Below are 12,151 nucleotides of genomic sequence, written 5' to 3' on the forward strand. Positions count from 1 at the left end.
CCCTCTCAGGTCGGCTACGCATCGTCGCCTTGGTGAGCCGTTACCTCACCAACTAGCTAATGCGCCGCGGGTCCATCTGTAAGTGATAGATTGCTCCATCTTTCCCGATTCGGTCATGCGACCAAACCGCGTATCCGGTATTAGCATTCGTTTCCGAATGTTATCCCAGTCTTATAGGCAGGTTACCCACGTGTTACTCACCCGTCCGCCGCTAACCTTATCCCGAAGGACAAGATCCGCTCGACTTGCATGTATTAGGCACGCCGCCAGCGTTCGTCCTGAGCCAGGATCAAACTCTCCAAATTGGTGTTTGAAATGCTCATTACTTGTTATCGCTTTTTCGCTTATCCCGAAGGATTTGCGAGGCAGTTATTACTCGTTGTTCAGTTTTCAAAGAGCAATCTATTCTTTCATATCGGCCGTGTGTCTCGTTGGCGACCTAGATAATATATCACGTTCGCCTATGGCATTGCAAGTGTTTTTTTCATTTTTTTCGTTTTTTTATTTAGAATAGCAATTAGTACCTATAATGCTGCGTTTTAACGAATGTTTAACGTTATTTTATACAGAACAACTTACAGTAAGATTCCCATTAGGTAAAAATCTATTCTCTTCCACTATAAGAAGGAATCTTTAAGCTGGATAACTGTACCTCCCCCACTAATCCTTAAAATCACTTACAAAAAAGCAAGCACATAATGCTGCCTTCTGAAATCATTCTTCAGGCTGCATTTATGTGCTTGCTTCAATTTTATCGACAGTATGATTACCTTAATACTTCTTTTATATGTAGCTGTCGCTCACTGATTAAATTAACAATAACACCTTCAATGGAAACCCATGGCCTTGTCGGGTAGTTATGATCCGAGAATACAATCTCGCCAATTCTCTCATCACTAAGCCTTACAATTGTTCCATTATGGAACTGCGTCGCCTTTTCGACGAAAATACGCACATATGTGGGATCCAGCTTGCCGAAAGCATCGCTTTGGATCTGCTCCAGCACCAGATAAGGAGATACCGCTTTCCTATACGCTTTATTTAAGGTCATGGCATGAAAAATATCTGCTATAGCTACAATCTTGGCATAAGGATTTATTTTCGTTGCATCAATACCGAGCGGGTACCCCGTGCCATCAACTTTTTCATGATGCTGCAGTGCCGCCATTTTAACACCTTCATTTAAGGCAGGCACATTTTTGAGCAGCTGATAGCCAAGTACGGTATGACGCATCATTTCTTCTTTTTCTTCTGTAGACAATGAATTGGGCTTTGTAAGGATGGACTTATCTATCTTTACGTTCCCGATATCGTGAAGCAAACCGGCAAAGGCGATTTGCATCCAATCTTTCTGTGGGAAACCCGTCCATTGTGCAATTTGGTAAGAAGTTAAAGCACAGGTGATGCTGTTATGAAGCAAATAATCTTTCTCCATAAATTGACGCGGCGCAAAGGTGAGTAAATTATAACTCTTTATGTGCTCGAGCAATTTTTCCAACTGCTTGCGAATGTCCATCACGGGCAGGGCCTGGCCAGCAACAAAAGAATTAAAAACTTGGCGCAGCACGATGAGCATTTTATCATACTCTTCATGAAGGGGAGATGACACGATAGCCGGACTCGCTTCTTGGCCAGCATCCTCAGCTGTTTCCTCACGTGTTTTGCTTACAATTTGGTTTGATTCAATCTCTACACTTGTAATGAGGAATGCCTGCAGGATTTCCATTTCTTTAGGTGTTACTACCTTACCCTTCTGAAACAGCACGCTGCCAAGCGGAGTGAGGACATCTTCAATGATTTTATCGCCTAATTTAAGATGTAATAACGTTACCGCCGCCACGAGAGTCCTCTCCCCTGTAAATGAATATACTTACGATTTATTTGTTAACTAAAACACAAGCTGATCCGCAGGTTGGCGGTATCAGCTGTGTTCTTACCTATTCGATTGGCGTTTCGCCGTTTTCTTCCTCTTCGCCCTCATCGAGAGTCTCGCTCTCTTCGCTGCGCGCTACGCGTGTAACCGTCGCAACGGTGTCGTCTTCGCGCGTGTTGATGAGCTTGACGCCTTGCGTGTTACGGCCCATCGTCGAGATCCCCTCCATGCTGGTACGGATCATCGTTCCGGAAGCAGTCATGATCATAAGATCCTCATCGTTCTCAACAACCTTAAGCGAGACGATCGGACCATTCTTATCCGTAACGTTTAGGGTTTTAATACCCTTCCCGCCGCGGTTCTGAATGCGGTAGTCCGCTACCGGAGTACGTTTGCCGTAGCCTTTGGAGGTAACGATCAGAATATCCTTATCCGGTACGATTACATCCATGTCGATAACCGTGTCGCTATCATCAAGCTGGATGCCTTTCACGCCGGTTGCAGAACGTCCCATAGACCGAACATCCTGTTCGGAGTAACGAATGGACATCCCCTCGGCAGTACCCATTATGATCTCCTGGTTGCCGTCAGTCAGCTTCACGCCAATTAGATCATCATCCTCGCGGAGCGAGATAGCAATGAGCCCAACCTTACGGATGTTGACATAATCATCAAGCGGAGTTTTCTTCACGACCCCTTGTCTTGTAGCAAAGAACAAGAAGTGCTCAGAATCAAATTCCTGAACCGGAATAACCGCATTAATGGTCTCGCCTTGTTCAATCTGAATAAGGTTGATGATCGGCGTTCCCCGCGCAGTACGGTTTAGATCAGGGATCTCGTAAGCTTTTAGCTTATAGACCTTACCTTTATTCGTGAAGAACAGGAGGTAGTGATGCGTATTGGAGACGAATAGATGCTCGACAAAATCATCATCCTTCGTACCCATTCCTACAACGCCTTTACCGCCCCGCTTCTGGCTGCGGTAAGTACCAACCGGCAAACGCTTGATATAGCCGGTGTGCGTAATCGAGATAATAACATCCTCGCGTGGAATGAGATCCTCATCCATAATTTCCTCATCACTTGCCATTAGCTCCGTGCGACGCTCATCGCCGAAACGTTCTTTCAATTCGGCGAGCTCTGTGCTGATAATATCCAGTACGAGCTGCTCGTCGGCTAGAATAGCTTTATATTCAGCAATTTTCCGCATAAGCTCCGCGTATTCTGCTTCAATTTTATCTCTTTCCAGTCCAGTCAGACGCTGCAAACGCATATCGAGAATCGCTTGAGCTTGCTCGTGACTGAGCGAGAATCTCGTTATCAATCCTTCACGCGCTTGATCTGCCGTCTGGGATGCGCGAATTAACGCGATTACCTCATCCAAGTGATCAAGAGCAATGCGCAGGCCTTCTAAAATATGAGCTCGCGCTTCTGCCTTCTTCAGTTCAAATTCGGTGCGGCGACGAATAACCTCGATTTGATGCTGTAAATAGTGATATAGCATATCGCGAATATTCAAAGTCTTAGGCTCGCCATTAACTAGCGCCAGCATGTTGATCCCGAAGTTGGATTGCAGTTGCGTATGCTTGTATAAGTTGTTGAGCACAATGCTCGGATTCACATCGCGGCGAAGCTCAATGACAACGCGCATCCCGTTACGGTCAGATTCATCCCGCAAATCGGTGATGCCCTCGATTTTCTTCTCCCGCACAAGCTCTGCTATCTTCTCGACTAAACGTGCTTTGATGACTTGATACGGCAGCTCATGCACGATAATGCGCGCTTTGCCGTTATTCTCCTCAATTGTTGCACGCGCCCGCATCGTTACGGAGCCTCTACCTGTCAAATAAGCTTGACGGATACCTTGGCGACCCATTACAAAAGCAGCCGTCGGGAAATCTGGCCCTTTTATATATTCCATTAATTCGACCGGCGTAATATCAGGATTCACGATAAGCGCCTGCACTCCATCGATAACCTCGTTTAGGTTATGCGGAGGAATGTTCGTTGCCATACCGACTGCAATTCCCGTAACCCCATTGACTAGAAGGTTGGGATACCTTGCAGGCAATACAACAGGCTCCGATTCTTCACCGTCATAGTTGGGCGCGAAATCGATTGTCTCCTTATTGATATCACGCAGCAGCTCCATTGCTATTTTGGAAAGACGAGCCTCCGTATAACGCATGGCCGCTGCAAAGTCGCCATCTATCGAGCCAAAGTTTCCATGTCCATCAACGAGCATGTAGCGCATGGAGAAATCCTGTGCCATCCTAACCATTGATTCATACACGGCCGAATCACCGTGAGGATGGTACTTACCGATTACTTCTCCAACGATTCTCGCAGATTTCTTATGGGGCTTGTCCGGTGACATGCCTAGCTCAGACATCGCATACAAAATACGTCGATGCACGGGCTTAAGCCCATCCCGAACATCGGGAAGAGCACGGCTTACAATGATACTCATTGCGTAATCCATAAAGGAATCCCGCATCTCCGTACCAATGTCCCGGTCTTTTATAGATATACGTTGTTCTTCCGCCATGATTTACCTCCCTGACGCCATCTATAGCTAATCTTAAATCAACATAACCTTATATTTCTTTCTCAAAAAGCGAGCATATAAACCTTTTTCGCTCGTGCTTTCGGAATTCCCGTGAATCTCTTGTCATTTTTCGTTAAAAATAGGTGAATTGCCGCTCTCCATACATAAAAAGCCGCCATAAAATAAACAGACCCAACTTTCATTATACCACTCAATTCCAAGTCTGTCTCCTTCATCATTCGATTTCCCATTGAAGATCAGAAACAGCGAGAGAGGAGAAAATTCGTTGAGCATTCAACGTGTGAAGAGTAAATGGGCTAAAACCAAAATTATGCTTAAATCCGATTATTTACGTCAGTTCATGCCCGTAACCAAACTGTTTGACCGTTCAAATCTGCGAACGATGCTGAATGAGTACGGAATGGTTTACTTCAAGCCCATTAATGGTACCTTTGGCAATGGTGTTACACGAATAGAAAGAACAACGACACCATCTCTCGGCTACCGGTACCAGTTGGATACCAAGATCATGTTTTTCTCCAGCTTCGAGCAGCTGTATCAGCGCCTATCGAAGCAAAAGAAAGGCAGAAGCCACATTGTGCAAAAAGGAATCCATCTGCTTCGTCACCAGAAGCGCCGCTTTGATATTCGGGTCATGGTCCAGAAAAACCCTCGCAACGAATGGGAAGCGACCGGCATTATCGGACGGCTTGCCCATCCCGCGAAAATAGTAACAAACTATCATAGCGGCGGAACCCCCATGGCGATTGAACGGCTTATGAGCGATCATGCCAGCTCCTCCGAGCTTGCCGCCTTTAAGAACCGGTTAAGGAAGCTGAGCATTACAATAGCCAACAATCTCGAAGCTTCCTATCCTCATCTGAAAGAGATCGGCGTCGACATCGCCATTGATGCGAAGCTTCATCCTTGGATTCTGGAAGTAAATACGCTGCCTGATCCGTTTATTTTTCGGAAACTGCCCGATCAGAGCGTTTTCCACAAGATTTACCGCTACGCGGTTGCTTACGGCCGATTCAAGCGTAAACGGATGAAGTCGTCCTCTGGCGGCTAAGCTAACGTTTCGCGTAGAAATATAGAGAAAGTTGGCAGCATGATATACTTTCCTATATTTCAAAAAAAGAAGCAGGCGTCCATAACGGGCGGCTGCTTCTTTTCCCTATGCTTGCCTAGACATCCAAGTTCGTTACGTATCTAGCGTATTTCTGAATGAAATCACGCCGCGGTTCAACATTGTCGCCCATAAGCGTGTCGAATACCACATCCGCTTCGATCGCATCCTCAATGGTTACCTGCAGCATCGTACGGCTCTCTGGGTCCATCGTTGTCTCCCACAGCTGCGTAGCGTTCATCTCGCCTAGTCCTTTATAACGCTGGACATTCACTTTAACGCCTTCACCGAACTCGGCAATAATCCGATCACGTTCCTTTTCGGTCTGTGCATAGCGGATAACCTTGTTCCGTTCAACCTTGAAGAGCGGCGGCTGAGCGATATAAATATAACCGGCATCTATAATTTGACGCATGTACCGATAGAAGAACGTCAGCATTAGCGTACGAATGTGAGCGCCATCGACGTCGGCATCGGTCATGATAATGATTTTGTGGTATCTAGCTTTGGCGAGATCGAAGTCATCGCTAATGCCGGTTCCAAGCGCCGTGATGATTGCCCGAATCTCCGCATTGCCGAGAATCCGGTCAAGACGCGCTTTCTCAACGTTCAGAATTTTACCCCGCAGCGGCAAAATAGCTTGGAAGTGACGGTCACGTCCTTGCTTTGCGGATCCGCCCGCAGAGTCACCTTCTACGATGTACAGTTCGCTAATCGATGCATCCTTGGAGGAACAGTCGGCTAGCTTGCCTGGAAGCGATCCAACCTCAAGGGCGCTCTTGCGACGAGTGAGCTCGCGCGCTTTGCGCGCTGCTTCTCGGGCACGTGCGGCCTGCAGCCCTTTTTCAATGATTTTGCGTGATACGGACGGATTCTCTTCAAGAAACTCCTGAAGCTTCTCGGCAAAAAACGACTCTACAATGCCGCGAACCTCGCTGTTGCCCAGCTTGGTTTTCGTCTGGCCCTCGAATTGGGGCTCAGGAATCTTAACGGAAATGATAGCCGTCAAGCCTTCGCGCACATCGTCTCCGGAGAAGTTCGAATCATTATCCTTAATCAGGTTGGTCTTGCGTGCATAGTCATTGATAATACGTGTCAGGGCGCTCTTAAAGCCGGACTCATGCGTACCGCCTTCATGCGTATTGATGTTGTTGGCAAAGGAATGAATATTTTCCGTATAGCTGTCGTTGTATTGCAAAGCGACCTCTACATGGATATGATCCTTCGACCCTTCCACATAAATCGGTTGCTCATGAAGCGGCTCTCGGGTACGGTTCAAATACTTTACGAACTCGATAAGCCCGCCCTCGTACATAAACGTATTCGATACGCCCGTACGTTCATCGGACAATACAATTTCAATGCCTTTATTCAAAAACGCCAGCTCGCGGATCCGCGATTGCAGCGTTTCATAATCAAAAACGGTTGTTTCCGTAAAAATCTCGCTGTCCGGCGTAAACGTAGTCTGTGTGCCCGTTTCCGTCGTATCTCCGATAATTTTGATATCATATTGCGGAGCGCCTTTACGGTATTCTTGCTGGTAGATATGTCCTTCACGTTTAACTTGAACAATGACGAGCTCGGACAGCGCGTTTACGACAGATATACCGACGCCATGCAAGCCGCCAGATACTTTATAGCCTTCACCGCCGAATTTACCTCCGGCATGCAAAACCGTCATTACGACCTCGAGAGTCGATTTCTTCAGTTTCGTATTTTCCCCCACAGGAATGCCGCGTCCATTATCGATAACAGTTATGCTGTTATTCTCGTGAATGATCACTTCAATTCTTGAGCAAAAACCAGCCAAAGCCTCGTCAATACTGTTATCGACAACCTCCCATACGAGATGATGAAGACCTTTGCCACTGGTGGAGCCAATATACATCCCCGGACGTTTGCGTACCGCCTCTAATCCTTCCAAGACCTGTATCTGACTCTCGTCATACGTATGCTGCTCCAAAGACATGCAACTTCACTGCTCCTCTCAACTGCTGTTCCTGATCGCCCTCGCTCTAGCCGTTCGCTGCAAAATGATGTGCCCTTTTCTTAAGCGTAGAGGATGAAATAGGCGAATAATATATTTTCTGCTTCGTTACAACGATCGATTTCGGCTCTTCCTCGCCTATCGTTTCAACGTCCTTGCGTTTTCGTGCTCCCGCAACAAATTGCTTGGAGAGTTTGGAGGATTGCTCGATAGAAATATCAAAGATGGCCACGAGCTCCGCAGCCCGAATTATTTTCTCGCCGCCCAAATGGATGTACATGTCCTCTTCCTCACCTCTCCTATTCGCACCTAACGCGTCACTTGGCCGTTTTTCACATGGTAGATGCCGGCATCCTGAAGCTTGCTCACATTCACGCTTTCAAGGCCGGTCGTTGTAATAAAGGTTTGTACTTTGCTTTGAAACGTCTCAATAAGCTGGGTTTGACGATTCTGATCGAGCTCAGACAACACATCGTCAAGCAGGAGAATCGGATACTCGCCGATTTCCTCGTTAATGAGCTCTATTTCTGCCAATTTTAAAGATAAGGCCGTCGTTCGCTGTTGCCCTTGAGAGCCGAAGACTTGCGCTTCTTTGCCGTTTATAAAAAACGCCAGATCATCGCGATGCGGTCCCACTAGCGTAACCCCTCTGCGAATCTCCTGATCTTTCACCTGTGTTAACTTTATCATAAATTGATCAAATAAAACAGTTTCATCTTGCTGGGCATCCGCATCAAAAGAAGGGCGATACTCTATTTTGAGTTGTTCAGCCCCGTTCGTTATGCCTGCATGGATCTGTTCTGCAAACGTTTGTAATTTATGTATGAAGTGTTTCCTTTTTTTCATGATTTTAACACCATGCTCTGCTAGCTGCATGTTCCACACGTCCAGCATCGTTTGGTTAGCCCCTCCAGGGTAGGCCGCTTTCAAAAAATTATTGCGCTGCTGAAGCACCTTCCCGTACTGCTGGAGCGTATACAAATAGCCGGGCTGCACCTGACCGATTTCCATATCGAGAAACCGTCTTCGCACACCCGGCGTACCTTTTACGATCTCAAGATCCTCGGGCGCGAACATCACGACATTCACGGAACCGATGAAATCACTAAGCTTACGTTGTTCTAGTCCGTTGATTTTGGCTTTTTTTCCTTGTGACGAATAGAGGAGATCCAGCTTAATCGAACCATATTTTTTATCGACCTCGCCTGAAATGCGCGCAGAATCGGCTTGCCAGCCGATAAGCTCTTTGTCCTTCGATGTACGATGGGATTTCGTTAACGCGAGCACGAATATAGCTTCAAGCAGATTCGTTTTCCCCTGGGCATTCGGGCCCAGAAACACATTAACCTTATTCGTCGTTTGCAGATCGATCTCGGTATAGTTGCGGTAATTTTGCAGCTGTATGCTTGTTAAAAACACGTTTCGACCTCCAGGTCCCTTGGTGCGTTACGCTTTTCCTACCGTGAATGCGCCGCAGCCTTCAACCTCTACTTTATCTCCGGCATATAGCTTTCTGCCTCTACGATTGTCCGCTTCTCCGTTAATGGTAACCGTGTTCTCCTGCAGAAAAAACTTTGCGTGGCCGCCTGTCGAGATGCAATCGGACAGCTTCAAGAACTGTCCAAGCGTTATATATTCGGTCTTGATTTCGATTTCCTTCATCGGGTTTGATCCTTCCTTTCTCTGCTTATGCCAGCATTAGCCCGTTGTCCGGTAAGGCAGAATGACGTACATGCTGTATGCGTGGTCCATCGGTCTGATAATAATAGGGCTCATAGCTCCCGTAAAGCCAAAAAACAGCTGCTCACTGTCGATTACTTTTAGAACATCAAGCATATATTTCGAGTTAAATGCGATTCTAAGCGGATCGCCGTTGAATTCCTTCGCTTCAAGCTGCTCGGTTACTCGTCCAAGCTCCGTAGAGCTCGATGAAATTTCAATTGTTCCGTCTTCCAGCGTCATAAGGCGAACGATATTCGTTTTTTCCTCGCGCGACATCAGATAAGCACGGTCAATCGCATCCATTACGTTTTTTGTATCGAGAACAAGTTCTGTTTTGAATGTCTGCGGAATAATCTTAGAAGTATCGGGATAGATGCCATCTAGGATACGCGTATAGAACAATACGTTGCCAAGCTTAAATAAAACTTGATTGTCTGCTACGACAATATCAACGAGAGCGTTCTGCTCGGGTACGAGCTTGGAGAGTTCAATCAACGTTTTGGCAGATATAACGACATTGCTGAACTTAAACTGCGCTTCCGTGTCAACTTGCGCGGTTCGGCTGGCAAGCCTATGGCGGTCAGTGGCAATGAATTTAAGCTCGCCTTCTAAAAGGTTCCAAAGCACACCTGTCAAAATAGGCGTTTGTTCGCTCGCCGAAGCTGCTAGCACGGTTTGACGAATCATCGCTTTTAATAGATCGCCTGGCATTTGCAAAACTTCGTTCTGCTCAATGGATGGAAGCACCGGGAATTCTTCGGGGTCAAGTCCAACCATCTGTATTTCAGTGGAGCCTGAACGAATCATCGTTTGGTAACTTGAGCTAACTTCGATCATTACTTGCTCGGAAGGAAGCTTTTTGACGATCTCCACAAAAAACTTTGCTGGAAGCACAACGCTGCCAGGCTTATCCACATGTGCAATAACGAATTGATCTCTTTCCACAGGGATGAAGCTTTGGATGGAAATATCGGTATCGCTTGCGGTTAGTGTTACGCCTAAATGAGTGACTTCGATTTTGATACCGCCAAGAATCGGTATGGCAGGGCGTGAAGAGGCAGCTTTGGCTACTTGCTGAATCGCATCGTTTAGTTCATTTTTTGAAATGGTTAATTTCATGGTTTCACTCCTAGCGTTCTTATAAATGGATTCACGTATGATTGCGTACGAAAACGGTGTTTGGTTTCAAAAAATGCAATTGCCGTTTACGCTTATTTGATGATGTTTTTTTAAAGATTTTTAGTAGTCGTAGTAGTAGGGACACTGAATATGTGGATAACCCCGTGGAAGACCGATAAAGCAAGCCTATCCACATGTGCATAGCGTGTGCATAGGCTTGCTTAGTTGTTCACATATGATTTTTGATTTTTTCGGTCAGGTTTTGGACGATTTTATATAGATCCTGATCGATCTTCAATTGCTGCGTAATTTTCTCGTGTGCATGGATGACCGTCGTATGATCTCGGCCCCCGAATGCCTCTCCGATCTTAGGAAGCGAGAAGTCGGTGAGCTCCCTGGACAGATACATGGCGATTTGCCTCGGATAGGCAACGGCCTTTGTCCGCTTCCGCGCTTTAAATTCCTCTAGCCGCAGTCCGTAGAATTCGCCTACTTTTGTTTGAATATCATGCATCGTTATCATTCTAGGCCTACTGGATGGAATGATATCCTTGAGCGCTTCCGCCGCCAAATGCGACGTAATATCTGCATTTATAAGGGATGAATAGGCGACTACCCGTATGAGGGCACCCTCCAATTCACGAATGTTCGTGTCGATTTGGTTAGCGATATAGATCATCGCTTCGTTTGGTATATCCAGGTTTTCCGCTCTAGCTTTTTTTCGAAGAATCGCGATCCGTGTCTCCAGGTCCGGAGGTTGAATGTCGGTAATAAGCCCCCACTCGAAGCGTGAGCGCAAGCGCTCCTCCAACGTCGGAATTTCCTTTGGCGGCCTATCGCTAGAGATAACAATTTGCTTGCGTTCTTCATGGAGCGCGTTAAACGTATGGAAAAACTCTTCCTGCGTCTGCTCTTTCCCTGCCAGAAACTGAATATCATCGATGAGCAGCACGTCGATATTGCGGTATTTGGTGCGAAAGCTTTCGCCTCGGTTATCACGAATGGCGTTAATAAACTCGTTCGTAAATTTCTCGGACGAAATATATAGAACCTTCGTATTCGGGTTGTGATCCATAATATAATGGCCAATTGCATGCATTAAGTGGGTTTTGCCAAGTCCGACGCCCCCATATAGAAACAAGGGATTGTACGCTTTGGCAGGCGCTTCGGCCACAGCAAGCGAGGCTGCGTGCGCGAAACGGTTGTTGGCCCCAATAACAAATGTATCAAATGTATATTTGGGGTTAAGCATATGAGTAGGCGTGGCTTCTTCACTCATAACAGGCGAATGCACCGCTTTCGGCGGAAACATATAGGCCGGCTCGGCGCCTTTCGGCTCCTCGATAGAGAATCGCACGTCCACTTGTCTACCCAAAAACTCAAAAAGCGTTGTTCTGATTAGCTTCGTATAACGGCCTTCCAGCCATTCGGCCGCAAATGTTGTCGGCGCTGTTACTTCAAGCATGGAATCATCGACAAAAGAAGCCTTCGTCGCTTTGAACCAGGTGTCAAAGCTCGGCTTGCTCAATTTAGTCTGAATGATCGACAACACTTGCTGCCATAAATCATAGGTATGGCTGTCCACAGACTGTCACTCCTTATCCAAATCGCCACGAGTGGCGCAGTTGCAAGAAAAAATGTCGAAATTCAGGGTATTATAACGAAACCATCCACATTCTACCGTTTATTGAGCGGATGAGTTATAAATAGGGGATGAGTTTGTTCACAATGTTATCCACAGGCTGTTGATAAAACTGAGGCTGTATTGATCTA

The 12,151-nt window shown here is 46.5% G+C and carries 9 protein-coding genes and 1 rRNA gene; 1 reads left to right on the plus strand and 9 read right to left on the minus strand.

What is annotated here, in order from left to right; translation table 11 throughout:
* From AC0YN3_RS13885 to gyrA, 3 genes are all read right to left on the minus strand, one after another.
* Window positions 1-305, minus strand: a 16S ribosomal RNA gene (locus tag AC0YN3_RS13885); the annotation flags it as partial.
* 461 nt (window positions 306-766) lie between these two features.
* Entirely contained in the window at window positions 767-1,840 is a 1,074-nt protein-coding gene (locus AC0YN3_RS13890; protein WP_475775643.1) for an HD-GYP domain-containing protein, read from the minus strand.
* 97 nt (window positions 1,841-1,937) lie between these two features.
* The gene (gene gyrA / locus AC0YN3_RS13895; RefSeq protein ID WP_475775644.1) at window positions 1,938-4,421 is read right to left on the minus strand and encodes a DNA gyrase subunit A; all 2,484 of its coding nucleotides are present in this window, start codon (window positions 4,419-4,421) and stop codon (window positions 1,938-1,940) included.
* A 286-nt stretch (window positions 4,422-4,707) separates the two neighbouring features.
* Here gyrA and AC0YN3_RS13900 point away from each other — a divergent pair, with 286 nt between their 5' ends.
* Entirely contained in the window at window positions 4,708-5,493 is a 786-nt protein-coding gene (locus AC0YN3_RS13900) for a YheC/YheD family protein (RefSeq protein ID WP_475775645.1), read from the plus strand.
* Between the two features lie 115 nt (window positions 5,494-5,608).
* Here AC0YN3_RS13900 and gyrB read toward each other — a convergent pair whose 3' ends face one another.
* The 6 genes from gyrB to dnaA all read right to left on the minus strand — a co-directional run bounded on the left by gyrB (window position 5,609) and on the right by dnaA (window position 11,963).
* Window positions 5,609-7,519, minus strand: a complete 1,911-nt coding sequence (gyrB, locus tag AC0YN3_RS13905) for a DNA topoisomerase (ATP-hydrolyzing) subunit B (protein ID WP_475775646.1) — start codon at window positions 7,517-7,519, stop codon at window positions 5,609-5,611.
* A gap of 46 nt (window positions 7,520-7,565) precedes the next feature.
* Window positions 7,566-7,817: an extracellular matrix regulator RemB gene (gene remB, locus AC0YN3_RS13910; RefSeq protein WP_012772007.1), complete on the minus strand. Its 252-nt coding sequence runs from the start codon at window positions 7,815-7,817 to the stop codon at window positions 7,566-7,568.
* A gap of 29 nt (window positions 7,818-7,846) precedes the next feature.
* Window positions 7,847-8,956 carry a DNA replication/repair protein RecF gene (gene recF / locus AC0YN3_RS13915; RefSeq protein ID WP_475775647.1) on the minus strand — a complete coding sequence of 370 codons (1,110 nt, stop codon included), beginning with the start codon at window positions 8,954-8,956 and terminating at the stop codon, window positions 7,847-7,849.
* 27 nt (window positions 8,957-8,983) lie between these two features.
* Window positions 8,984-9,199, minus strand: a complete 216-nt coding sequence (gene yaaA, locus AC0YN3_RS13920; protein ID WP_475775648.1) for a S4 domain-containing protein YaaA — start codon at window positions 9,197-9,199, stop codon at window positions 8,984-8,986.
* A gap of 36 nt (window positions 9,200-9,235) precedes the next feature.
* Window positions 9,236-10,378, minus strand: a complete 1,143-nt coding sequence (dnaN, locus tag AC0YN3_RS13925; RefSeq protein ID WP_475775649.1) for a DNA polymerase III subunit beta — start codon at window positions 10,376-10,378, stop codon at window positions 9,236-9,238.
* A 229-nt stretch (window positions 10,379-10,607) separates the two neighbouring features.
* On the minus strand, window positions 10,608-11,963 hold the full coding sequence (dnaA, locus tag AC0YN3_RS13930; protein ID WP_183563451.1) for a chromosomal replication initiator protein DnaA: 1,356 nt from the start codon (window positions 11,961-11,963) through the stop codon (window positions 10,608-10,610).
* Between the last annotated feature and the right edge of the window lie 188 nt (window positions 11,964-12,151).

The organism is Paenibacillus sp. J22R232 (assembly GCF_056269165.1).